This window comes from Starkeya nomas (assembly GCF_902703545.1).
Lineage (GTDB): Bacteria > Pseudomonadota > Alphaproteobacteria > Rhizobiales > Xanthobacteraceae > Ancylobacter > Ancylobacter moscoviensis.
Window position 1 is genome coordinate 1,878,600 of sequence record NZ_CACSAS010000001.1, and the last position, 23,667, is coordinate 1,902,266.

At 63.7% G+C, this 23,667-nt stretch carries 22 protein-coding genes, 1 tRNA gene and 1 pseudogene; 8 read left to right on the forward strand and 16 right to left on the reverse strand.

Translation table 11 applies throughout. From position 1 onward, the window contains the following. Window position 1: 1 nt before the first annotated feature. Together STARVERO_RS08990 and STARVERO_RS08995 are read right to left on the reverse strand one after the other, a co-directional pair. A complete protein-coding gene (locus STARVERO_RS08990) occupies window positions 2-898 on the reverse strand; it encodes a glycosyltransferase family 8 protein (protein WP_159598606.1) in 897 nt (298 codons plus the stop codon). Next, window positions 895-1,371 carry an Lrp/AsnC family transcriptional regulator gene (locus STARVERO_RS08995; protein ID WP_144342337.1) on the reverse strand — a complete coding sequence of 159 codons (477 nt, stop codon included), beginning with the start codon at window positions 1,369-1,371 and terminating at the stop codon, window positions 895-897. The genes STARVERO_RS08990 and STARVERO_RS08995 overlap by 4 nt, the downstream gene beginning before the upstream one ends. A 260-nt stretch (window positions 1,372-1,631) precedes the next feature. Between STARVERO_RS08995 and trxB the strand changes: the two genes are divergently transcribed. Both trxB and STARVERO_RS09005 read left to right on the forward strand, forming a co-directional pair. Then, window positions 1,632-2,615 carry a thioredoxin-disulfide reductase gene (gene trxB, locus STARVERO_RS09000; RefSeq protein WP_144342336.1) on the forward strand — a complete coding sequence of 328 codons (984 nt, stop codon included), beginning with the start codon at window positions 1,632-1,634 and terminating at the stop codon, window positions 2,613-2,615. A gap of 60 nt (window positions 2,616-2,675) precedes the next feature. Continuing rightward, on the forward strand, window positions 2,676-3,569 hold the full coding sequence (locus STARVERO_RS09005; RefSeq protein WP_200837753.1) for a LysR family transcriptional regulator: 894 nt from the start codon (window positions 2,676-2,678) through the stop codon (window positions 3,567-3,569). Between the two features lie 6 nt (window positions 3,570-3,575). On the opposite strand, the gene STARVERO_RS09010 is transcribed toward STARVERO_RS09005, so the two are convergent. From STARVERO_RS09010 to STARVERO_RS09025, 4 genes are all read right to left on the reverse strand, one after another. Next, the gene (locus tag STARVERO_RS09010; RefSeq protein ID WP_159598608.1) at window positions 3,576-4,085 is read right to left on the reverse strand and encodes a DUF2380 domain-containing protein; all 510 of its coding nucleotides are present in this window, start codon (window positions 4,083-4,085) and stop codon (window positions 3,576-3,578) included. Window positions 4,086-4,454: 369 nt separating this feature from the next. Beyond that, on the reverse strand, window positions 4,455-5,438 hold the full coding sequence (gene msrP, locus STARVERO_RS09015) for a protein-methionine-sulfoxide reductase catalytic subunit MsrP (RefSeq protein ID WP_159598609.1): 984 nt from the start codon (window positions 5,436-5,438) through the stop codon (window positions 4,455-4,457). Between the two features lie 162 nt (window positions 5,439-5,600). Beyond that, the gene (locus STARVERO_RS09020) at window positions 5,601-6,092 is read right to left on the reverse strand and encodes a DUF992 domain-containing protein (protein ID WP_244616685.1); all 492 of its coding nucleotides are present in this window, start codon (window positions 6,090-6,092) and stop codon (window positions 5,601-5,603) included. Between the two features lie 110 nt (window positions 6,093-6,202). Continuing rightward, on the reverse strand, window positions 6,203-7,405 hold the full coding sequence (locus STARVERO_RS09025) for a pyridoxal phosphate-dependent aminotransferase (protein WP_159598610.1): 1,203 nt from the start codon (window positions 7,403-7,405) through the stop codon (window positions 6,203-6,205). 145 nt (window positions 7,406-7,550) lie between these two features. On the opposite strand from STARVERO_RS09025, the gene STARVERO_RS09030 reads away from it, so the two are divergent. The 3 genes from STARVERO_RS09030 to STARVERO_RS09040 all read left to right on the forward strand — a co-directional run bounded on the left by STARVERO_RS09030 (window position 7,551) and on the right by STARVERO_RS09040 (window position 9,900). Continuing rightward, on the forward strand, window positions 7,551-8,192 hold the full coding sequence (locus tag STARVERO_RS09030; protein WP_159598611.1) for a glutathione S-transferase family protein: 642 nt from the start codon (window positions 7,551-7,553) through the stop codon (window positions 8,190-8,192). Between the two features lie 127 nt (window positions 8,193-8,319). Continuing rightward, a complete protein-coding gene (locus STARVERO_RS09035; protein ID WP_159598612.1) occupies window positions 8,320-8,631 on the forward strand; it encodes a hypothetical protein in 312 nt (103 codons plus the stop codon). An 81-nt stretch (window positions 8,632-8,712) separates the two neighbouring features. Further along, window positions 8,713-9,900, forward strand: coding sequence for a PQQ-dependent sugar dehydrogenase (locus tag STARVERO_RS09040; RefSeq protein WP_159598613.1), 1,188 nt, complete (start codon window positions 8,713-8,715; stop codon window positions 9,898-9,900). Here STARVERO_RS09040 and STARVERO_RS09045 read toward each other — a convergent pair whose 3' ends face one another. From STARVERO_RS09045 to STARVERO_RS09055, 3 genes are all read right to left on the reverse strand, one after another. Beyond that, entirely contained in the window at window positions 9,901-10,263 is a 363-nt protein-coding gene (locus tag STARVERO_RS09045; protein WP_144342328.1) for a DMT family protein, read from the reverse strand. It abuts the gene before it with no gap. A gap of 109 nt (window positions 10,264-10,372) precedes the next feature. Beyond that, window positions 10,373-11,056, reverse strand: a complete 684-nt coding sequence (locus STARVERO_RS09050; RefSeq protein ID WP_144342327.1) for a Fe2+-dependent dioxygenase — start codon at window positions 11,054-11,056, stop codon at window positions 10,373-10,375. An 88-nt stretch (window positions 11,057-11,144) separates the two neighbouring features. Then, window positions 11,145-13,388, reverse strand: coding sequence for a TonB-dependent receptor (locus STARVERO_RS09055; protein ID WP_244616687.1), 2,244 nt, complete (start codon window positions 13,386-13,388; stop codon window positions 11,145-11,147). A 367-nt stretch (window positions 13,389-13,755) separates the two neighbouring features. On the opposite strand from STARVERO_RS09055, the gene STARVERO_RS09060 reads away from it, so the two are divergent. Continuing rightward, window positions 13,756-14,718 carry a tetratricopeptide repeat protein gene (locus STARVERO_RS09060; protein ID WP_244616689.1) on the forward strand — a complete coding sequence of 321 codons (963 nt, stop codon included), beginning with the start codon at window positions 13,756-13,758 and terminating at the stop codon, window positions 14,716-14,718. Between the two features lie 34 nt (window positions 14,719-14,752). On the opposite strand, the gene STARVERO_RS09065 is transcribed toward STARVERO_RS09060, so the two are convergent. Beyond that, window positions 14,753-15,127, reverse strand: a complete 375-nt coding sequence (locus STARVERO_RS09065; protein WP_244616692.1) for a hypothetical protein — start codon at window positions 15,125-15,127, stop codon at window positions 14,753-14,755. 201 nt (window positions 15,128-15,328) lie between these two features. Between STARVERO_RS09065 and STARVERO_RS09070 the strand changes: the two genes are divergently transcribed. Next, complete coding sequence (locus tag STARVERO_RS09070) at window positions 15,329-16,291, forward strand: diacylglycerol/lipid kinase family protein (protein ID WP_159598614.1); 963 nt, start codon at window positions 15,329-15,331, stop codon at window positions 16,289-16,291. On the opposite strand, the gene STARVERO_RS09075 is transcribed toward STARVERO_RS09070, so the two are convergent. Continuing rightward, window positions 16,266-16,991 carry an SIMPL domain-containing protein gene (locus STARVERO_RS09075; protein WP_159598615.1) on the reverse strand — a complete coding sequence of 242 codons (726 nt, stop codon included), beginning with the start codon at window positions 16,989-16,991 and terminating at the stop codon, window positions 16,266-16,268. The two genes, STARVERO_RS09070 and STARVERO_RS09075, sit on opposite strands and share 26 nt — an antisense overlap. Before the next feature lie 187 nt (window positions 16,992-17,178). On the opposite strand from STARVERO_RS09075, the gene STARVERO_RS09080 reads away from it, so the two are divergent. Beyond that, window positions 17,179-17,254: transfer RNA gene (locus STARVERO_RS09080), tRNA-Ile, on the forward strand. Between the two features lie 200 nt (window positions 17,255-17,454). Here the strand turns inward: STARVERO_RS09080 and STARVERO_RS23835 are convergent. The 5 genes and pseudogenes from STARVERO_RS23835 to drt3a form a co-directional block, all read right to left on the reverse strand. Then, window positions 17,455-18,399: pseudogene (locus STARVERO_RS23835) on the reverse strand (site-specific integrase); the annotation flags it as partial. A gap of 671 nt (window positions 18,400-19,070) precedes the next feature. Further along, window positions 19,071-19,298 (reverse strand): hypothetical protein, encoded by a 228-nt coding sequence (locus STARVERO_RS09090; RefSeq protein WP_159598616.1) that lies wholly within the window; start codon window positions 19,296-19,298, stop codon window positions 19,071-19,073. Beyond that, on the reverse strand, window positions 19,295-19,732 hold the full coding sequence (locus STARVERO_RS09095; RefSeq protein ID WP_159598617.1) for a hypothetical protein: 438 nt from the start codon (window positions 19,730-19,732) through the stop codon (window positions 19,295-19,297). Before STARVERO_RS09095 ends, STARVERO_RS09090 begins: the two co-directional genes overlap by 4 nt. Window positions 19,733-20,226: 494 nt before the next feature. Further along, window positions 20,227-22,299: an antiviral reverse transcriptase Drt3b gene (gene drt3b / locus STARVERO_RS09100; protein WP_159598618.1), complete on the reverse strand. Its 2,073-nt coding sequence runs from the start codon at window positions 22,297-22,299 to the stop codon at window positions 20,227-20,229. Beyond that, window positions 22,286-23,626 carry an antiviral reverse transcriptase Drt3a gene (drt3a, locus tag STARVERO_RS09105; protein WP_159598619.1) on the reverse strand — a complete coding sequence of 447 codons (1,341 nt, stop codon included), beginning with the start codon at window positions 23,624-23,626 and terminating at the stop codon, window positions 22,286-22,288. The genes drt3b and drt3a overlap by 14 nt, the downstream gene beginning before the upstream one ends. Between the last annotated feature and the right edge of the window lie 41 nt (window positions 23,627-23,667).

The window sequence follows — 23,667 nt, forward strand, 5'->3', positions numbered from 1 at the left end:
CCTAGGCTCCGAGAACGCGCCGCTTGAGCTTGCCAAAGAACCGCCGCAGCCGGCGCGCCCGCTTCTCCACCTTGCGCCCGAACTTGGTCTTCAAGGGGACGGAAGCGAAGGGCGTGCGAGCGCGATGCTCGAAATAGAGATCGCGCGCCGGATGGTTGCAATCGGTGTAATTGGGCTTCACCTGCCCGATGAAGTGAACGATGCGGGCTTCGCGCCAGATCGACGGGTCGTCCGTGTAGACGCCCTTTTCCAGCCGGCGATGCAGGTTCCAGCTCTCGTCCAGCGGCAGCCACGCCCCGCGCAGCGCCCCGTTGAGCGCGTCCTGGTCCATCATCGGCAGGGTCGGCCGCGAGTTGATGAACTCGATGGTCCGCTCGGTCACCCGCTCGGCGCGCCATTTCTCCAGATCGATCAGCAGCACGCCGCTGTTGAAGTAGCGCATCTCGTCGGGCAGGCCGATGTCGCGGTTGCGCTTGATGTGGCGCTCGGGAACCTGCCGGGCGATGTCGTCCACCGCCGCCAGCGCGAAGCCGTCCATCGGCAGGCTGGCGAGCGGGGCGAGCGAGGCGTTCACCAGCGTGTCGCAGTCGATGTAGAACAGCCGGCCGGTGGCCTCGCTCAGGCTCAGCGGCATCAGGATGCGCGCATAGGCGGTGCGCGAGAGGTGATGGTTCACCGGCCGGGCCGCGAAGTGCCGGACCATCTCGTCCGTCATGTCGACGAAGACGATGTTGGGCAGGCCGTAGCTGGCCCGCAGCCGCTCCTTGTCGGCATCCGAGACGCCGTCGCAGAACACGTAGACCGCCTCGAAGTCGCCCGCCGCCTTGTCGGCGAGCGAGGCGAGCATGACGCCGGTCAGTTCGACATAGGCCGTGTCGGTCGCGGTGGCGACGATCAAGGGGCGTCCCCTTCCATCGGCACCACGGCGACGTCCTTGGTCTGCTTCAGCGTCAGCGCGGTCTTCACGTTGCGCACGTTCGGCGCACCCGTCAGCTCCAGCACGAAATTCTGGAAAGTCCGCAGGTCCGGCGCGACGCAGAGCAGGATGAAGTCGGTCTCGCCGGAGAGCATCCAGCAGGCGCGCACCAGCGGCCAGCGCTCGACCTGCTCGGCAAAGGCGGAGAGGTCCGCCTCGGCCTGGCTGACGAGATGAACCATGGCGAAGGCCATCAGATCGAAGCCGAGCTTCTTCTCGTCGAGCAGGGCGCGATAGCCCTTGATGATGCCCTCTTCTTCGAGCGCGCGGACGCGGCGCAGGCAGGGAGGGGCGGAAATGCCGACGCGCTGGGACAGCTCCACATTGGTGATGCGGCCGTCGCCCTGAAGCTCGCGCAGAATGTTCCAGTCGATCGCGTCGATACGGCGAACCACGCGGCGCCTCCGGTTGCGGCGGCCGAGACGGCGCGCCTGTCGGCCGCGAAGATAGTGGAGCGGCCGGGCAGAGCAATTATCTTGCGCGCTTGTCCCGCGCAATCTTCCTTATGGAAAACTAATGGATAGGAGCGCCCCGCCTTGCGGCGGGTCGGGTCAGCCCCTACATTTTCGCATGGCTGACCCGGGCGCCCCTTGCGGCGGACGCATGTGTCATCCATGTGGCCTTTCCCCGTGCCTCAACCCCAAGCGAGCTTTCCATGTCGCCGGCGCCCTCGTCCAGTCAGGCCAATCACGTCAAGGTCCTCATCATCGGCTCCGGCCCCGCGGGCTATACCGCCGCGGTCTACGCCGCGCGGGCGATGCTTGAGCCGGTGCTGATCCAGGGCATCCAGCCGGGCGGGCAGCTCACCATCACCACCGACGTGGAAAATTATCCCGGCTTCGCCGATCCGATCCAGGGCCCGTGGCTCATGGAGCAGATGCAGGCGCAGGCCGAGAAGATGGGCACGCGCATCGTCAACGACCTCGTGACCCGCCTCGACCTGTCGAGCCGCCCCTTCCGCGCCGAGACCGACTCCGGCACGGTGTGGATCGCCGAGACCGTCATACTCGCCACCGGCGCGCAGGCGCGCTGGCTGGAGCTCGATTCCGAGCAGGCCTATCGCGGCCACGGCGTCTCCGCCTGCGCCACCTGCGACGGCTTCTTCTATCGCGGCAAGGAAGTGATCGTGGTCGGCGGCGGCAACACCGCGGTCGAAGAGGCCCTGTTCCTCACCAACTTCGCCTCGAAGGTCACAGTCGTGCACCGCCGCGACAGCTTCCGCGCCGAGCGCATCCTGCAGGAGCGGCTCTTCGCCCATCCCAAGGTGGAGGTGGTGTGGAACGCCGCCATCCACGAGGTGAAGGGCGAGCATGAGCCCACCCGCGTCACCGGCGTGGTGCTGAAGGACGTCGCCACCGGCGCCTACGCCGAGCGCACGGCCGACGGCGTGTTCATTGCCATCGGCCATGCGCCGGCCACCGAGCTGGTGCAGGACCAGCTCAAGCTCAAGCCCAGCGGCTATGTCTGGACCGCCCCCCACTCCACCCAGACCTCGGTAGAGGGCGTGTTCGCGGCCGGCGACGTCGCGGACGACACGTTCCGCCAGGCGGTGACGGCGGCGGGCATGGGCTGCATGGCCGCGCTGGAGGCCGAACGCTTCCTCGCGGCGCGCGAAACGCTCGCGCACGCCGCCGAGTGAGACCGCGAGTGACAACAGGGCCCCTGACGCATGGACAATAAGGCCAACCGGGCACGTGACATGGACTGGGACAAGCTCAAGGTCTTTCACGTCGCCGCCGAAGCCGGCTCCTTCACCCATGCGGGCGAAGCTCTCGGGCTGTCGCAGTCGGCGGTCAGCCGGCAGGTTTCCGCGCTGGAGCAGGAACTCAACATCCCGCTGTTCCACCGCCACGCACGCGGCCTGATCCTGACCGAGCAGGGCGACCTGCTCTACCGGACCGCCCACGAAGTGTTCATGAAGCTGGAGGCGGCGCGCGCCAAGCTGACAGATAGCCGCGAGAAGCCGAACGGCGAGCTGCGCGTGACCACCACCATGGGTCTGGGCACCCATTGGCTCACCGCGCGCATTGGCGAGTTCCTCGAACTCTATCCCGACATCCGCATCACGCTGATCCTCACCGACGACGAACTCGATCTCGCCATGCGCGAGGCCGACGTCGCCATCCGCCTGCGCCAGCCGGTGCAACCGGACCTGATCCAGCGCAAACTGTTCACGGTGCACTTCCACGCCTTCGCCTCGGCGGAGTATCTGAAGCGCAACGGCCACCCGCGCACGCTGGACGAGCTCGACAAGCACCGCATCATCCTGCTCGGCGGCCCGATCCCCTCCTATTTCCAGGGCCTGAACTGGCTGGAGCGCGCCGGGCTGGAGGACGGGCAGGAAAGCCGCGTGCCGGCCCTCTCGGTCAACAACGTGCTGGGCCTGAAGCGCGCCGTGGAGCGCGGCGTCGGCATCGGCATCGTGCCCGACTACCTGCTGGAGGATTCCGCGACGCTGGTGCAGCTCTTCCAGGAGCGCCCGACGCCGACGCTGGAGGCCTATTTCGTCTACCCGCAGGAAATGCGCTCCGTGGCGCGCATCCAGGTGTTCCGCGACTTCCTCGTCGCCAAGGCGCAGCGCTGGAGCTTCTGAGCGCCTTCAACGCGCGGCGAGCCGGCCGATGACCTCGCGGGCGGCGTAATCGCCGGCGTGGCGCCAGCCCTCGTCGTTGTCGCCGCGGAAACTGAGCAGCCGCTCCAGCACCAGCTTGCCGGAAGCGACATCCAGCACCGCCACGCGCATGGAGAGCACGAGCGTGCTCATCTTGTGCACGCTGCCGACCACGACATAGGCGGCACCGGCCTCGCGGGCCCGCTGGCGCAGCGCTTCCACACCCTCCCCGTCGAGACGGCAGGCGCCTTCGCAGGCGAGTGACAGGCTCTCCAGCTGGTCGTCACGGCCGATATCGGCCCGCAGAGCCTGGGTGAGCTCCAGACGGCGCGCCTCATGCTCGGCCCTCTGGTCCTTCGCCTCGCCGGACGAATCGGTGAAGCCGATATCGGCGATGGCCACCAGCGTGGATGCCGGCGTCGCCACAGCCACCGACAGGCCCAGCACGAGACCGCCGAGCGCCGCCGAGAGACGGAGTGCAAAGTCGCCTGTCGGCATGAACGGCTCCTCCGGCGGGAATGGAGAGGCGATGCGGCGAGGGGCAGATTAGGCCCCAAAGGACCGGTTTCCAACGCCTCGCGGCGACTCGCCCTCTGCACGCGGCCGCTTATTTCGCGGGCAGTGTCGGCCACATGACAAGCTGGATGCAATAACGCATGCCTGCCATGCAGGCATAATTTATTGCAAGCTGCCCGATCTTTGACCATATCAGAGGGCGACGCCGATGCGTTTTCGTTTCGGCTGTTCCCCTCTGGAAGGTTCGCCGCTTCGGCGGCGAAAACTTAAGCCGGATCCTTTTGGATCCGGCTTTTTTCTTGTCCGCGAGTCGCGGCAGGCTGGCGCGCGCGGCGCGCCTGCGGCAGCCGTTCACATAAACAGCTTCTCGCCGCTCAGCCCGGCATAGAGCCCGGCGACCTGCTCGCCATAGCCGTTGTAAATGAGGGTCGGGCGCCGCTCGCCGGTGCCGATGTCGCGCTCGCTCGCCTGGCTCCAGCGCGGATGCGACACGGCGGGGTTCACATTGGCCCAGAAGCCGTATTCGCGCCCCTGCACCTGCTCCCACAGCCCCACGGGCCGTTCCTCGACGAAGGAGACGCGCACGATCGATTTCACCGACTTGAAGCCGTACTTCCACGGCACGGCGAGGCGCAACGGCGCGCCATACTGGTTCGGCGCCGGCTTGCCGTAGACGCCGGTGACGAGGAAGGCGAGTTCGTTGGTCGCTTCCGCCATGGTGAGGCCGTCGATATAGGGCCAGGGATAGATGAAGCGGTTCTGTCCCGGCGCCACCGACGGGTTCACGAAGGTCTCGAAGCGCACATATTTCGCCCCCGACAGCGGCTGCGCCCAAGCCACGAAGTCCTTCAGCGGAAAGCCCGTCCACGGCACCGCCATGGACCACGCCTCGACGCAGCGGTGGCGGTAGAGGCGCTCTTCCAGCGCCATGGCGCGGATGATGTCGTCGATGCCGACCTCGCGCGGCTTCTCCACCAGCCCGTCGATCTTCACCGTCCACGGACGGCGCGGCATGCGCTCGGCGATGTCCGCGACCTGGTAGTTCCGCCGGTCGGAGCCGAACTCGTAGAAATTGTTGTAGTTGCCGGAGACCTCTTCCGGGGTGATGGGATGATCCAGCGTGTAGGACGGATTGCGCTTGGCCGGATAGAGGTCGCGCGTCGGATCGGTCGCCGGGTCGCCGGCCGCCGGCGCGGCTTCGGCGCCGTCGGAAAGGCCGGCGGCCGCCAGCAGGCCGATGCCGGCTCCGAGCAGATGGCGGCGCGAGAGATAGACGGATTCGGGCGTGGCGGCGCTTTCCGGCAATGCCCATGAAGGCCGGCGGCGGATCAGCATGGCGGTCTCCCTCGGTCGATTGCCGGGAAGATACGCCGTTCAGACGCCGCGCGCTCAGGAGCGCCCATCAACTCGTCGTGCGGATTTACGAAAAAGCCCGGCGGGGGACCGCCGGGCCTGGACGTTCATATCGGGAAGACGGGCGCCACACGACGCCGCCGCTCAGCGGGAGGTCAGGCGCAGGTCGCCGACGCCGAGCGCGACGTTCACGCCGGTCTGGCCCTCGACGCTGAGGGGCTGCAGCGCGATCGTGTTGCGCGAGCCGCCGACGAGCACGTTGCCGGCCACGCCCAGGCCGAGGGCGACGCTGCCGGAGACGCCGGCATAGGTGCCGTCGAGATCGCCCGAGCGCACGCCGCGCGACGGGGCCAGCACCGTCCACACCAGCGCGTTGCGGCCGGTCACGCCGAGATCGACACCCCAGCGGCGGATCGAGCCCTCATAGGGGTAGCTGCGCCCGCGCGTGCTGCGGAACACGCAGTCCAGCGTGCGCTTGGAGCCGATGATGAAGCTCACCGACTTGGAACCGCGGCACTCGAGCACGCCGGCCTCCACGCGCTTGCCCTGCGCCGAGGCCGGCACGGCAAAGAGGCTGCCGACGCCGGCAGCGAGCGCGGCGGCGATGAGGCCACGCGACATTACGGTACGGATCATTCTGTCTCTCCCTGGAGAAGACGCGCGACCGGCTGGGGACCGGCGCCGTGCCGCCGAAGGCGGCTATCCGGCCGGGGCGCGTCGCCCGGCCGGACAAAGTCATTTTTACCTCAGCGCAGCGAGCCGCAGAAGCGCTGGATACGCAGGCATGCCTCCTCAAGATCCTTGGTCGAGGTGGCATAGGAAATGCGGAACGCCGGGCCGAGACCGAACGCCGACCCATGCACCACGGCAACGCCTTCGGCCTCCAGAAGTTCGCTGGCGAAGGTTTCGTCGGTGTCGATCACCTTGCCCGCCGGGGTGCTCTTGCCGATCAGCCCGGCGCAGGACGGGTAGACGTAGAACGCCCCCTCCGGCTTCGGGCAGGTCAGCCCCGCCGTCTGGTTCAGCATGGACACCACGAGGTCGCGGCGCTCCTTGAACACCTTGTTGTTCGCGGCGATGAAGTCCTGCGAACCGTTCAGCGCCTCGACCGCCGCCCACTGGGCGATGGAGTTGGGGTTCGAGGTGGACTGCGACTGCAGCGTGCCGATGGCCTTGATCAGCGCCTCCGGGCCCGCGGCATAGCCGATGCGCCAGCCGGTCATGCAATAGGCCTTGGAGACGCCGTTCATGGTCAGCGTGCGGTCGTACAGCGCGGGTTCGACCTGCGCCGGGGTGACGAACTCGAAGTCGTCATAGACGAGGTGCTCATACATGTCGTCGGTGAGGATCCACACATGCGGATGCTTCACCAGCACGTCGGTGAGCGCCTTCATCTCGGCGCGGGTATAGGCGGCGCCGGTCGGGTTCGACGGCGAGTTGAAGATCAGCCACTTGGTCTTCGGCGTGATCGCCGCTTCCAGAGCCGCCGGCTGGAGCTTGAAGTTATCCTCCAGCTTCGTCTCGACCGGCACCGGGGTGCCGCCGGCGAACTGCACGATGTCCGGGTAGCTGACCCAGTACGGCGCCGGGATGACCACCTCGTCGCCGGCGTCGACGGTCGCCACCAGCGCGTTGAACAGCACCTGCTTGCCGCCGGTGCCGACCGTGACCTGGCTCGGCTTGTAGGTGAGGCCGTTCTCGCGCTTGAACTTGGCGACGATCGCCGCCTTCAGCTCGGGGATGCCGTCCACCGCGGTATAGCGCGTCTGGCCATCGCGGATCGCCTTGATGGCGGCTTCCTTGATGTTGTCCGGCGTCTCGAAATCGGGCTCGCCGGCCGCCAGCGCGATCACGTCGCGACCGGCCGCTTTCAACTCCCGCGCCTTGTTCGAAATGGCGATGGTCTGGGAAGGATTGATGCGCTTCAGGGCGGCGGATATCAGGCTCATGGCCGAGCTCCCTTGAGGATGTTTTGCGCGCGACAACTAGTCGAGCCCTTGCGCCCCGGCAAGCGATTCCCTACCTGCGGTCGGGTTCCATGCTGCGTTATCCTGCCGCTGCGCCTTTTTTGTCGTCCATGCTGGAGTTTGCCGCGTGCTCAAGGTCTATGCGATGCAGAGCTCGGGCAACTGCTACAAGGTGCGGCTGCTGCTCGCCAAGCTCGGCGCCCCCTTCGAACTGATCGATGTCGACCTGCTGCGCGGCGAGAACCGCACCCCCGACTTCCTGATGAAAAATCCGGAAGGCCGGGTGCCGCTGCTGGAGCTGCCGGGCGGGCGCTACCTGCCCGAATCGAACGCCATCATGTTCTTCCTTGCCGACGGGTCGCCGCTGCTGCCGGACGAGCCGCTGGCACGGGCGGAGGTGCTGCGCTGGATGTTCTTCGAGCAGCACAGCCACGAGCCCTCCATCGGCGCCGCCCGCTTCTGGCTCAAGCTGGTGAAGGGCGGACGGGAGCTGCGCACCCACGACATCGACCGCTGGATGGAGGAAGGCTACGCCGTTCTCGGCGTTATGGAGCGCCATCTTTCCCGCCGGCCCTTCTTCGTCGACGGCACGCTGACCATCGCCGACATCGCCCTCTACGCCCATACCCATGTGGCGGAAGAAGGCGACTTCGATCTGCGCACCTTTCCCGCGGTGCGCGCGTGGCTCGACCGCGTTGCCGCGCTGCCTTCCCATGTCGGCATGGACTGGCGCCCGGCTGCCGGCGAGCAACTCGTTAACATCGCTTAAGTATTTGCCCTGAAATAGCCGCGAAATGGCACCGGGTCGCGCAAAGTGGCGTCGAAGCCGAGCCGTGTTCCCGGTCAAGATTACCTCCATCGACGGGCCGTCGCCGTCGATCGGAGGAAGTCTCGCCATGTCGCAGCAGCGCACCGCCGGGCACGTCGCGCCCCGCCACACCGCCCACCGCCGGCTCCGCCGCGCGGCGATGGAAGCCGGCGTCGTGCTCTCGCTCACCTTCGCGATCGTCGCCGTGCTCTGCATGTTCGGCCTGCAGCGCGCCTCCGCGCTCGAAATCGTCCACGGCTCGGTCTCCGACGACCGTATCGCCGTCGGCGCCATCCTGCTGTCCGCCTTCGTCGGCCTGTGCGGCCTCACCACCTTCATGCTGCGCCACACGTTGCAGTCCGCTCATGAGGACCACGCGCCGCGTCACCGCCAGGGCTGACCGGCGCCGTTTACCGCTCCGCCGCGTCTCACGGCTTGTTCAGCCGACTGATGTTGGCAGCATCGCCGGCGTGCTCTAACCATGCGCTCCGGAGTCGAACCACGGAGCGCCGCCTTGAGCCCCCTCGCCCGCCTCCTGCCGGCAATCGCCCTCTCCGGTCTGCTGACCGCCGGCGCCATCGCGCAGGAGCCGGTACGCATTCCCTCCTCTGCTGGCCCCCTCAGCGTCGAGACCGTCGCCTCCGGCCTTGAAAACCCGTGGGGCCTCGCCTTCCTGCCGGACGGGCGCATGCTGGTGACGGAACGCCCCGGCCGGATCCGCATCGTCAGCCGCAGCGGCACCGTCTCGGCACCGGTGAAAGGTGTGCCGCCGGTCTATTCCTCCGGTCAGGGTGGCCTGCTGGACATCGTTCCCGCGCCCGACTTCGCCAGCAGCCGGCTAGTCTATTTCTCCTATGCCGAACCGCGCGAGGGCGCCTCCGGCACCAGCGTCGCACGGGCCCGACTCGTCGAGGACGGCGGCGATGCGCGGCTGGACGGGGTCGAGGTGATCTTCCGCCAGCAGCCGGCCGCGACCGGCAGCAACCATTTCGGCTCGCGCCTCGTCTTCGCCGGCGACGGCACGCTCTTCGTCACCCTTGGCGACCGCTATTCGCTGCGCGATCAGGCGCAGCAACTCTCCAGCCATATCGGCAAGATCGTCCGCATCGGCGCGGACGGATCGGTGCCCGGCGACAATCCGTTCCGCGACCGGGGCAGTGCGCGGCCGGAGATCTGGAGCTACGGCCACCGCAACGTGCAAGGCGCCGCGCTCGATCCCGCCACCGGCCGGCTCTGGACCATCGAGCACGGCGCGCGCGGCGGCGACGAACTCAACCATCCCGAAGCCGGCAAGAACTACGGCTGGCCGGTCATCACCTATGGCCGGGACTACAGCGGCGCAAAGATCGGCGAAGGCACCGCCAAGGACGGCATGGAGCAGCCGGTAAAGTACTGGGACCCTTCCTTCGCGCCGTCCGGCCTCGCCTTCTACAACGGCAATCTTCTGCCGGCGTGGAAGGGCGACCTGTTCGCGGGTGGTCTTTCGGGCACGCGGCTGGTCCGCCTGCGCCTCGATCCGGCGCGCGAGAAGGTCGTCGACGAAGAGGTGCTGCTGACCGATCTCGGCGAGCGCATCCGCGATGTCCGGCAGGGGCCCGACGACGCCCTGTGGCTGCTTACCGACGATCCCGGCGAAGGTCGCCTGCTGCGCCTCGGCCCCGCCGACTGATCACCACTTCTGGAAGATGAAGAAGGCGCCGAGCGCGATCAGCGCGAAGCCGATCAGGTGGTTCCAGGCGAAGGGCTCCTTCAGCCACAGCACCGAGAAGCCGGCAAAGACCACGAGGGTGATGACCTCCTGGATGGTCTTGAGCTCGACCGTCGAATAGACCGCCGAGCCGTAGCGGTTAGCCGGCACGGCGAGGCAGTACTCGAAGAAGGCAATGCCCCAGCTCGCGAGGATGGCGATGAGCAGCGGGGCCGATTTGTGCTTGAGATGCCCGTACCAGGCGAACGTCATGAACACGTTCGAGGCGAAGAGCAGCAGGATCGGGGTGACCGAAGGCGGCAGAAGTGTCGAGAGGGCGGGCATCGGGTTATGGGTCCGGTGAGGAATCGCCACCGAGCATCGCCGCCGGCCGGCTCGCGTCAATGGCGCGCCGGCCTTTTCGGCGTGCCCTACGCGACGCGGCCCTCAGCGCTCACAGCTCGGCCCAGTGCCGCAGCAGGTTGTGATAGACGTTGGCCAGCTGCAGCACGGCCGGATCCTCGTCCGGCAGCTTGGTGCGCGTGCCGATGATGGCGCGGTCGAGATCGTAGAGCATGGCGCGGCGCTCCTGATCCTTGATCATCGACTGCGACCAGAAGAACGAGCCCCAGCGGCTGCCCCGGGTGATCTCGTTGACGCTGTGCAGGCTGGAAGCCGGATAGACCACCGCGTGCCCCGCCGGCAGCTTCACCTCGTGCACGCCGTAGGTGTCCTCGATGACCAGCTCGCCGCCGTCATAGTCCTCGGGCTCGGTGAGGAAGATCGTAGTCGATACGTCCGCGCGCATCCGCATGCCGGTGCCGGGAATGGCCCGGATCGAGCCGTCGACATGGGCGCCGAACTTCATGCCGACGTCGTAGCGGTTGAACATCGGCGGCAGGACGCGCAGCGGCATCACCGCCGAATTGAAGACCGGGTTGCGCCCCAGCGCGCGCAGCACGATGTCGCCGAGATCCGCCGCCTCCTTGGACTCCACCGGTATCTGCAGGTTCAGCTTGGTCCGGGCCGCCTGCTGGCCGGCGGTCACGCGCCCGTCCACCCATGGCGAGGATTCCAGCACGCGGCGGCAATGGGCGACTTCCTCGCGCGTCAGGATATCGGGAATCTGGATCAGCATCGGTCGGGGTCCGGAAATGAAAAGAGGGGGAAAGCCGGTGGTTCCGGCTCTCCCCCAGATGTGACGGTCAATCGGATCGGGAGGAGCCTCAGAAAGTGGCCCCGACGGTCAGGACGAAGGTACGTCCCGCAGCCGGCACCGCACGGTTGCCCCAGCCCGCCGAGTAGTTCAGCTCGTCGGTCAGGTTGTAGGCGTTCAGCGCGACGCGGTAGTTCTCGTATTCGTAGGACACCAGAGCATCGAGCGAGAAGGTCTCGGGGATGATCGCGGTGTTGGCGCTGTTGGTGTAGTACTGGTCGGCATAGGTGACGCCCGCACCAACCAGCAGCTTGCCGGGAACGGTGGTCAGCCAGTCCTTCGTCAGCTCATAGGTCGTCCAGAGCGTGAAGTTGTTCTGCGAGACGAAAGGCACCTCGTTGCCGATATAGGACGCGGTGGTCGAGGTCTGGATCTCGCTGTCGTAGTAGGCGTAGGCGGCCTGGATCGTCCATGCCGGCGTGATGTTGCCGGTCAGGCCGAGCTCGACGCCCTGCACGCGCTGGTTCTCGCCGGTCTCCACCGTGTCGCCGGTCACCGGGTCGGTGTAGAAGGCGTTGCTCTTGTCGACGCGGAACAGCGAGCCGGTGAAGCCGAGGCGGCCATCGAGCAGCGCGACCTTGAAGCCGGCTTCATAGGTCTCGTTCTTCTCGGGCTCGAGGTTGTTCTGGGTCGGGTTGACGACGGTGATGTCGTTGGTCGGGAACATGCCCTGCGGCGAGAACGAACGCGCCCAGGAGACGTAGTAGGTCTGGTTGTCGGTCGGCTCCCAGATCACGCTCGCCTTCGGGCTCCAGAAGTTGGTGCTGGAGTCGGCGTAGGTCCAGCTGTTGCTGCCGTTGGCGCAGCTCGAACCGACGCACCAGAAGCTGTAATCCGAGGAGTAGTTGTCGTAGCGCACGCCACCCAGGATCGAGAGCTGGTCGGTCAGCCAGATGCGGTCGCTGACGAACGCGCCGAAGTCGGTGGCGCTCGATTCGCGCTGGCCGTTATTGCCGAACGGGTTCGGATAGAGGAAGTAGCCCGTCGTGTTGGCGTAGATCGGGTTGTAGATCGTCGACGTGCCCTTGGAGCCGTTCACCGAGATCAGCGTACGCTCGTCGTCGACGAAGTACATGTCGATGCCGGCTACCAGTTCATGGCGCAGGAAGCCGGTGTTGAACTTGGCGATCGCGGTCGTGATGTTCTGGCCGCTCCAGCTCGTCTGGTCGAAGCCCGGATTGCCGCCGCCGAAGGAGATCGCCGGATTGCCGCCGTTGAAGAACTGGCCCGTGCAGCTCGCCTCATAGGCCGCTTCCGACGTGGTGCTGCTGCCGCAGCCTGGCACGGTCGTGGCGAAGTCGCGGGTGTAATAGCCGATCCGCGAGTCGTTGGTGATGGTCAGCCAGTCGTTCACCTCCCGCTTGTAGTTGGCGGTGAACATATTGGTCTCGGTCTTGTCGCGGTCGGTGACCTTTCCATAGAAGGTCGAGCGCGGCACGCCCCATTCCGTCACCGGCTTGCCGAGCGAGCCGAAGCGCGCCACGTCGCCGAAGCCGGGGGTGACGACCGGAACGCCGTAGTCCGGCGTGCGCTCGCCGTTCTGGTACAGGTAGTTCAGGTGCAGGGTCTGGTCGGTGCCGAGACCGAAGCCGACATCCGCCATCAGGCCGTAGCGGTTCGACTCGACATGATCGCGGTCGGCGATGTCCTGCTCGTTGACCATGCCGACGATGCGCACGGCCGTCGTCGCGTCGAGCTGCTTGTTGAAGTCGAAGACGCCGCGATAGAGCGGACCGGTGCCGAACTGGCCCTCGAAGTCGTACTTGTCACCGATATGCGCCTGCTTGAGCGTGGAGTTGATCACGCCGCCCGTGGTGCCGGCACCGAAGCTCTCGGAGGACGGCCCCTTGAAGACCTCGACGCTCTCATAGGCGAAGCTGTCGCGCACATAGACGCCGAAATCGCGCAGGCCGTTGATGTAGATGTCGCCCTTGGCCTGGAAGCCGCGGATACGGAACTGGTCGCCGTTCATGCCACCGCCGCCCTCGCCGATGCCGACGGTGACGCCCGGAACGTTGCGCAGAGCCTGCTCGAGCGTCGTGACGCCCTGCTCCTGCATGACTTCCTGAGTGATGACCTGAACGGTCTGGGGCGTGTCCTGGACAGTGCCGGGCAGACGCGAAAGCCCGGTGTTCGCTTCGAGCGTATTGGCAGGAGAACCCTCGCCTTCCACCGTGACCGTCGGCAGTTCCTCGCTGGAGGCCGGCGCGGCCGCCTGCTGCGCCACGGCGCCGAACATCGGGAATGCCGACATGGTAACGGCAAGACCAGCCGTTACGGCTGCATTTGGTGTAGTATCGCGAAGCGTCTTCAATGTCTTCATCGGACCCCAACCCCTTATTGGCTTCTTTATGGGGCTATTAGACGCGATTCTAACCCGCTTCAAACATTATGTTTTTTATCTGTTCCAACCTCGACCTTCTATAGCAATTCAAAATCACAGTTTTTAATTATTAAAAACTAAGAGTTCGTAGGACGTATTGCCGATAAACTGGCCGATACCTTATGTGACACAACGATATCAGGCCCATTGCCTTTGTCTGGCAGGGGGCGGTGGCAAGGCGAAGAATGGCGGCGGGCCCATGCGCGAGGCGTGGATTTCCTACACAGAGCTCCAGCGAATGGGTCCGGATGTGTTGCGCGCGCGCATCAGTGAGCGGCCCGAGGAAGCCGCCCGCTGGGTGGAGGCGGCGGCACTGAACGGACTGGTGAACGCCCAGATCGCCTGGGGCCAGATGCTGGTGGATGGTCACGGTGTGCTGGCCAACCCGGCGGCGGGCCTTCGCTGGTTCCGTGTCGCCGCGAGCGCCGGCAGCATGGACGGCGTCAACATGGTGGGGCGCTGCCACGAATTGGGCTGGGGCACGGCCCCCGATGCCGCCGAGGCGGCGCGTCACTATCACCAGGCCGCCGAAGCGGGACATGGCTGGGCACAGTTCAACCTGGCCACCCTGCTGCTCGACGGCCGCGGCGTGCCCCCGGACCGGCGCGAGGCGCGGGTCTGGTACATGCGCTCCGCCTGGGGCGGCAACGCCAAGGCGATGACCATGCTCGGCCGCTTCGTCGAACATGGCTGGGATCGTCCGGCTCGTCCGGCGGCGGCCCTGCGCTGGTATCGGCGCGGCGCCGAAGGCGAGGACTACCGTGGCCAGTTCGACTATGCGCGGCTGCTTCTGGAGCTTACCGGTCGGCTCGACTTCGCACTACCGTGGTTCGCCCGGTCCATCGCCAACGGCGTTCCGGCCTTCTGTCGCAATGTCGGCGCCGCCCTGCGCGAGGCACCGCAGCCGGAACTGCGCCGGCTCGCGCTTCGAGCCCTCGAACGAGCCGCCAGCGAAGGCGGCGAGGCGAGTGACCTGCGTGCCTATGCGGCGGCGCTGGCCGCAGGCCTCGGCGGCCTTTCCGATCCGGCCTCCGCCGCCCGACAATTCGAGCAGGCTCGCGATGCCGAGCTGGCGTCACGAGCCGAGCCTGCGACGTCAACGTCGAGCACGGAGCAGCGGCCGCGACGCTCCCGCACCCTGCTCGCCCGGCTGCGGGCCCACTTCAACTCACGGACAGCGGCGCCCCGCCACCCCACCTAGATACCCTCCATCGAGCACAGGGGCAGCCGCCCCCTCAGGCCCGGCTGTTGGCCCAGGCGCGGATCTCCCCCACCAGATGGCGGAAATCCCAGAACGCCGCCGCCAGCAGCGCACCCGGCACAAGGGCCGCGACGAGGGCCCAGCCCTGCGACCAGTCGATGGGACCGCGCGCGAAGTCATAAGCGGTGTAGGCGCCGAACAGCGTCACCACGGCGGCGATACCGAAATAGGCGACGCGATCCAGCCTGATGACGACGAGCGCAATGAGCGCCGCCACCGCGATGCCGATCAGTGCCGCCCACACCCAGCCGAGCGAGAGCAGGGTCGCCGCCCAGCGGCCGGCGCTGAAGGAGATGAACGTCAGCGCCGCCAGCACCAGAAAGCCGGCCCGCAGACGAAGGATCGACACGCCACCTGCCATAACCGCATCTCCGCTGCCGGCGCCCCGGCGATACCGATTCAGTGGCGCATCCCCACGGCCGACGCAATCGAGCCGCCCCATCCACCGGGAAGGAAATCTACACCTACCGCTCGCTCACCTCACTAAGCTCTTCGCAGTGCCGCAATCACGCGGGAATATCTCTCTCCCCTCGCCGATTCCGGTCTCTCCATGCACCATGTCCTGGTTCTTCTGAACGCCCGCGCGGGCACCCTGCTCGACCACAACGCCGAGGAGGTACGCCGGCTCGTGGAGAAAGGGCTGGGGAGCGACGGGCGGAAGGTGGAAGTCCGTCTGCTGGGCGGAAAGGAGCTCCTGCGCGCCATTCGCAGCTCCGGCCAGGGGCAGCACGACACGGTGATCGTCGGCGGTGGCGACGGCACCGTGAGCCTCGCTGCGCGCAGCCTCCAGCAGTCGGGCAAGGTGCTCGGCATCCTGCCGCTCGGCACCCTGAACCTGCTCGCCCGCGACATCGGCATGCCCACCGGCGACCTCTCCGCCGCCATCGCCGCGCTGGACGAGGCCGAAGCCGCCGAAGTCGATCTGGGAACGCTCAACGGGCGGACGTTCCACACCATTTCCGGCATGGGCTTCTTCAGCCAGATGGCGCGCGCCCGCGAGACGGTGCGGCGGCGCAAGCTCTGGCGCTTCCTGGCGGTGGCGCTCGCGGCGGCCTATGCCCTGCGCCGCACCGGCCGCTTCGACCTCGACGTGACGGTGGACGGCATCTCTCACAGTTACCGGGCCTTCGCCGCGCTCATCTCGGTCAACCGCTTCACCGGGCCGGGCTGGCGGCGCGAGCATCTCGACGAGGGTCTCCTCGAACTTCACGTGGCCGAGGATCGCGGCGGCCTGGCGCTGCTCAAGGCGGGCGCCGACATGGTGACCGACAACTGGCGCGGGAATCCCGGCATCGTCACCCTGACCGGGCACCGGATCACGCTCGACCGGCCGAACCGCGACCGCAGCTGGGTCTCGACCGACGGCGAGCTCGGCCGCGAGAGGATGCCGCTCGACTATCGGATCCTTCCGCGCGGGCTGAAGCTGCTGGTACCGCGCGGAAGGAAGGCTCCGGCCGCGTCCGACGCGGCCGGCTGGCGCAGGCCGCTCAGCGCGGCTCGATCTCATAGGTGATGGAGACGCCGGCGCGGACCTCGGTTTCGCCGGCTTCCACCGGCACCGAATCCTCCTTCATCATCATCGCCGGCGCCGACATCATGCGCGGCATCGGCCGCGGCCCGCCCTCGCCGGAAATCGACACGACGCGCACGATGCGCACCCCGCTCGCCTCGGCGATGATCTCCGCCTGATGACGGGCGTCCTTCACCGCGGCGGCGCGGGCGGCGTCCGTCAGCTTGCCCGGCTCGGAAATGTCGAAGGCGATGCCGCCGATCTGGTTGGCGCCCTTGGTCACCAGTTCGTCCAGCAGGTTGCCCAGCTTGGCGAGATCACGCACCCGCACGGTGACGTTGTTGCTGACCTGATAGCCGGTGATGCGCGGCGCCTCGCTGCTGTCCTTCTTCGGCGGCGCGTATTGCGGCTGGACCGAGAAGCCCGAGGTGAACACGTCGCGCCCTTCCACGCCGGCCGCCTTGATCGCGGCGATCATCTGCGCGACGGCGGAGGAATTGGCGTCGAGCGCCTCGCGCGCCGTCTTGCCCTCGCTCACCACGCCGGAAGAGAGAGTCGCCATGTCGGGCGCAGCGCTCGCCTTGCCCTCGCCGGAGACGGTGAGGACCGGGCGCCGGGGGCCGGTGGAGAGGTCCTGCGCGGCGAGCGGCGTCAGGGTCGCGACGAGCGCGACGGCGCACAGGGAGGCGCGGATCAGCTTCATGTCTTCTTTCCTCGAACCAGCCGCATGACGAAACGGCACCGGCGCAGACCACTTCGGGAAGGCGGCGGTATTGCGGCGAGGCTGTATCGCACACGCCGGCGTGGACGGCGATGGCTGGCCGGTTGGCGAGCGCACGGCCATTTGCTAGTTTCCGCCGCCCGCCGACGCTCGCCCTGCGCCGCCGGAAGGGCCTGTAGCTCAATGGTTAGAGCCGGCCGCTCATAACGGTCTGGTTGCAGGTTCGAGTCCTGCCGGGCCCACCAATTCCTCGGATCGGCTTTGATCTTCCATCGATTTTTGCCCGTTTCGTCCCATCAACGGTTTTGGCGCCTGAAAGTGGGACATTCTTCCGGGCCATCAGCGCATCAAGCCGGGCGAACGCGTTGCTCGCCATGAGCTTCTTCTGTGCCTTGCGAACGTAGATTTCGGCGGTCTCCAGCTTCGACCAGCCGAAGACGGCGCACAGCTCGGAAGCCGTCGCGCCGCTCTCAGCCAGGATCGTCGCCGCCGCCTTGCGCACCCCGTGCGCCGAGCAGTGTGGCAGCCCAGCCTCATTGCACCAGTCGCGCATCCGGTTGCCGAAACTCTCCTTGGTGTACGGGCGCCCATGGGCGGAGACGATGAAGGAACGCTCGCCCGTTGGCGTGGCATCGATGATGGCCCGCAGCTCCGGCCGCACCGGAATCTCGATCCGCACCGGCCGGCGCCGACGGTTCTTTTCTTGAACGAAAGAGAAGAAGCCTTCGACCACATGTTGCGGCCCCAGCGCGTAGACATCGCCCCGGCGCCCGCCCGTGTGCAGAAGCAGCGCGAGCGCCAGGCGCGCCGGCGAGCCGATCGGATGCGTCTTTTCGAACTGGCGTACCTCGTCGACGGTCCATGCGTGGAAGCCTTCGCTCGAGGTGTTGATCTTCCCGATGCCCATCGCCGGATTCGCCGCGATCAGCTTCTCCAAGACGCACCAGGCGAAGAAGGCCTTGAGGTACTTCACCAGCTTGTCGGCCGAGCCTGGCTTATCGCGCCGCTTGTCTCGGCTCTTTTCGATGTCCTCGCGCCGGAACGCCGCCAGCGGCAGCGGACCGGCAATCGCCGCATAGCGGTTGAGCACACTGCGCTTGTCATTCTGCGTCGCCAGCTCATAGCCGCGAAACAGGGGCGAGGCGTAGTAGCGTGTCAGTGCGTACTGGAAGCTGCCCTCTGCGACGCGCTGGAGCTTCGGGCGTGTCGGTTCTTCGACGCCGCGGATGGCGCGGTGGTACTCCGCCATAAATGGCTCGGATGCCGTACCGTCGTCATTGAGGCGGGTCTTCATCCGATATTTCTTTCGACCCGGCACCCGAACGTACCACCGATCATTCCCACGGCGATCCGTGTCCTTCACCAGGTAGCGCAGCTTCACCGGAGCCATCAAAGCACCATGTCGTCGAGGGGATTGTGGGTCAGGACCCCGTCGCGTAGCGCCAGCCAATGCTCGCGAATCTGCTCCGTATCCCACAGCATCAACCCATCGACTTTACGTCCTTTGGGCATCCGCCCGTCGGCAACCCATTTGTCGAAGGTCGATGGGGACACACTCAGGCTTGCCGCCGCTTCGTCGCGCCTTAGCGCAAAGCGGGGCAAGGTCTGTTCCCTGAGCGATCGCGCCGTCACGCCTTAGCCCTACGAGCGCGCTTGTAAGCCTCTAAGTCTTCACGTGTGATTTCGAACCGCGAAGTCTTCCCCCCTGCGCACCCCTTGTAGAGGGGAAGCTGGCCTTTCAGCCGGTGAAACGTGGAGAGGGACCAGCCCAGCTCGTGCGCGATCGCTTTCGCAGAGCGAATAGTTTCTTCAGTGATGTGGGTAGTCATTCAAAGAGACTTTCCGCGTCTCTGCCCTTTCGGGCCCCCAAATCCCTTGAGGATGAAGCGCCGGGTTGGTCCCAGCTGACGAGGCCTCCACCATGGTCATCACAGGGGGCGCTTATAGAACATACAAGGAACACAAGATGACGCTACATTGCAAGGGAACGTAGCGACGCAAGAAATCGCCGCTGTGGAAAACTCAGGGTCTGCCGAAATATCGGCAGACCCTGATCCACCGTTAGGACACCTGTCGGGCCTGCGCCACATAGGCCTCAGCGAGCGCAACGACCGCCGTTATCAGCGCGAAGCGTTCCTCGGAGAACGGTATGCCCCTGATCTGGCAATAACCGAACACCAGAACGAAGACGATGCCAATGCCCCTCGCTGCGCGCAGATAAGCTTGGGTCTGTCTGCCGAGCAGCGCCGAGATCAGCGGCTCACAAATCGTCGTCATGAGCCGTTTCATATCCGCTCCCACTCCAGATCGTCGTCGCCGCCTCGCGACCAGGCTATTTGTGAGAGAGTAAGAGAATCGGCTTCCGGTGCGGCAAGGCTCGGCTCGAAGTCGGCAGTATCATGTTCCGCGTCGTTGCCGTCTTCGATGTCGTCAGGGCCACTCCGGAAAAAGCCCCTGCCGAACGTCTCCAGAGCTGTCTGCTCGAGGGAGTCGTCATCCTCCGCGTCTTCATACGGAAGTGCCCAAGGAAGCGCGACGTGAAAACCCGGCTCCAGGAAACTGGCATCAAGCTCGTCGCCACTGGGTTCTAGATCGGGATCGCCGTCTAGCGCGTCCAGCGCCGCTAGGGCGCGATCTATGATGTCGGCGAGCTCGCGCCGCGCTGAACGGCGATCGGGCGTCTGAGAGGGCCCCAGGCCGCCGAAGTTGCTATCGAGGTACATATGGTTGGCTCACGGATATGACCGGCTTCTCAGGGCCGGGGGTCTCCCCATATCTGGGGACACCCACGCCAGCGACGGGCTGGCACCGGGAGTCTGAGAACACGCCCGTGAGAACGTGCGCCGCGGCCTTCACCCGAAGGCTCTTGTATAGCCGCGGCACTCCCGGCATAGTGAGCCGGTCGCAGCCCACGGCAATGGGCGCGTTACGGTTTCGGTGCTCCTTCGGCCGGCAAGCCAAGAGCGCACCTATCACGGATGAGGTGCCAACCCGAGCAAGGGTCCACCTCGGGAGTTCTCAGGCTCCACCCGATAAGCTGCGCTAGTTCGCTCCCTCCGGCAAGAGGGGACGCGAACGCGAATTCGACTCGGAGCAAGCATCGGTATGACGGCCCGCTCCTACCGTCATTTTACCCGACACTCGATGGATACAAGTCCCGAGACGGCGCTTGTGTGTGGGCTGCCAACAGCCATTTGGATAGAGCGGGGCGCCGCATTCAATATACCTCCCGGCTCCGCTTTGCGTCCAGTTCCTTGGCGAGATCGAATTTGTCGCCCCAAGCGGTGAACCAATGATCATTTGCTCCCTGAATGGCGGCCAGTTCGATAGCATTAAAGCCAAAGATCGCACCTGCGCTGATCTTGGTGGTTGAGGAAACGTAGGGGCAAACTATCAAATCAAGCATCAGCATCAGCGCCTCTGCGTCATTAGGGCAATGCGCCTTGACGTACTCCAGTTTTGATAGCGCTTGAGCTTCGATGAATGCACGCAGCTTATTATACCGCAGCTTCGATTTCATGTACGATAGGAGTACCGTAATTGAGAAATGATTTAAAAATTCACTACGCCGGTAATCACCGCTGGCTTGATCTATCTCTATCAAGAAATGCTTCGCAATTGCCTGCTCCGGAAGCCAGTACTCCCTTCCTATTTGCGATAATGCGATCAACAAATAAAGACTCTCAACTTCTCTATGCGCATTCATTTTATTCTTGTCCAACATTTGAACGACATTATCGTGCACAAACTTAAATAACAAATGCCTCAATTCGTGCGAAAAGCTACGTCCAATTATAAACACGACCGACATCGAAATCATTCGACACATACGTATCGTATGATTGACCTTAGGGCTAGCCGAGTAGGCGAAGAATGCGAACTCTAGGAGTGACACCAAAGCGTACACAGAGCGACGTCGATCGGGCTCACTTTTGTCGCTAGATGAATACATCTTCACAATCTTATCGATCTTTGTTTCTATAATGGCAAAAGTATAATTCAGCAGATCTCCATATTCGACACCTGACTCCTTAATAATCATTTTGTAACGAATTATCAGACGATTTGAATTCAGAGCGCACTTGAAGCGCCTCACCACCTCCACCGGATCGCTCTCAGTTATCTCTTCGTCGACAGAGGGGTCGATTTCACTGTTAAGAAGCGTAGAAATTCGTTCCTTGGCAATAGTTATTTCGGTTATTATTGGCTTCGGATATGATTTAACTTTGGCTGAATTGATAGATAGCTTCTTTGATTTGAGAACAACCTGCAATTCCTCAATGACTCTCAGTTCTGTTGAGGGGTCATTGAAAAAGACAAAATAGTCATCTACATAACGAAAGATTTCGTAATCGATCTTGTGAACTAACTTTGCATTATCGCGAAGGCAACGCTCAAGCTCCACATCAATAGACTGGAGTATGATCTCGGCAAAAATGCGGGAAAATTCCGGACCGATAACTATTCCGTTTGTTTCACTTTGATTCAGCCGTTGCATTACGCTGTCGAATCGTCCAGCAAACGTTCGAGTTGATTGATCTAAATGAAACTTGGTCTGGCCTTTTCCGAGAACGGCCCAAGGTAGCGAGTGCGTATAAATACTATCAAAGCATTTACTTACGTCAACCTGAGCCATAGCATTGTATTTTTTCTCACACCGATGGTATTTATAGGATTCAAAAAAACGGTGGATGTTTCGATATTCCCGGTACACAAAGTACGAACCTAACTGCTCGTATTCGTTCTCTTCCTCCTCGACGCCAGCGGGAATATTCTCAAGCTTCTGCTCATGAATCTTATCTTTGAAGTATGCAAATCGAGATACTGACACAGGATGGCGAATCGAGAAGGAGCTCAGGGAGGCGTAATGAATGATGAGCGCGTTATAGTGGGCGTAGAAGTTCGCTACCTCCACCTGATTTCTCGGGTGAACCACGCTCAAAGTTCGACCGTCAAGTTTGTGTGCCACACGAAAGTTGAACGGGATCGTGCTCATCCGGCATTCGGCGATGGAGACACTTCGTCGTGTTATGGCTCCTCCCCACTCCGTAGCCTGTTCTGTTGCAAGCACCGCGGTTTTGGGCAATCCAAACAGCAAACTCATTGTGCAATCGAGCGCCGCCCCTCCGTCCTTCCACCGCAGGCGGCCATCTTCGATCTCAACACGGTGATCTCTCAGGAAGGCAAAAAATCCTCGGTTCGAGAATGTCGGCGGCACCTCGAAGGGCAGCATGTCGGTCAAGACGGAACGCTGCCGGCGGTGTGTCAGTGAAACGCTACGCTTCGACATGTTTCCACGCCCTCACGATCACTGCGAGTTCCCTCGAACTAAGGTTATAGAAGCGTCGCTCTAAAAACCCCCTTTTAAATCCGAACGCCTTTAGTCGTGCGCGTAATTTTGGTCGCTTTATAGCTTTGATATTGGATTTTAGGAGAGAGTCGAGCATCTCATACTGAGAAAAGTCAGTAACAATAGGATTGTTATAATATATACCGGTAGCCGCTACCGACTTGCTGTTCTTGAGACGTGTATTTCCCGTAAGAAACTTAACCCGCGCGACAATCTCACGAAAAGCTGTCCTGGGATGGACGGAGTTTGTAAAGTTGTATGCAGAAAATGCAGCTGCCAGGCGGAGTTTCAGTTTCTCGATCTTTGTGTCGCTGGGAGCAATCCGGACAGTATTGATTGTCGCGATGTATGAGTACCCGAGATAGTCGAACTTGATCGAATTTCCGTTGGCAAGGTCGAGCTCTGTCGTCTTGGCAGCGTTGGCCGCAAGTCCATGCGTGATCAGAATCTGAGATAGTTGGTCTTTGTAGCTTCCTAAGGCCTTACCGGAAGGAGGTCTCGCAAAGGCAGCAAAAATATCATCGACGTAGCGACAGTACAGAACGACGCCGGAGATGTCCTTTACCGCGCGATCAACCGGTCGCAGAAAAAGTTCCGAGAGGTATGCACTGATACCCACACCACGCGGAATGCCGGTAGAGTTGCCACTGAGTTCAAAGTAGGCATCAAATATCTGCCGAATGAAGCGTTTCGATGATGAACTCAGAAGCTGATCTTCATCAAGTTTTGCATAGAGACGCTTGCGGTCGATGCTTTCATAGAAGTTTGAAATGTCTGTTCGTACGATTTCGAATGGAAATCCCGAACCGACCGTGTCCCGGACCTTGCAAGCGAGATCATGTCGGCTCGATTGCTTAACGTTATAGATGCGGTGAATGTTGCGCTGAAGTTGTTTAACCACAAAGAATGTCTCAGGAGAGCCATCAATGCAGTATATGGGCTTTCCTTTCGGCCCAGGCGCTGACTTGAGCGTAATCTTGAAGCCGGGGGAAGCAACGGCGGCACTAAGCTTGTCCATCTCCGCGTCAATGGCCTTGGACTTATCCTGCTTGAATTCCCGAAGTTCCAATTTCAGTGCAGATTCGCCGGCTTCAAAGGCCGCCTGGGGCATGGTCGTCTTCTTTTTGCGCCACGCTCGGATCTCAGCGACTTTATCATGTACGGCCTGCGTCTTTGGATCTAGATGTGGAAAGAAGCGTCCGGCGACGTCCACGCCCTTTCGGTTCTCGGTGTCAAACACCCGCCGAAAATTCTCGGCGGTGAACATTTGATCCAGCAAAGCTCCCCCTTTTGGCGCTTAGCCCCACG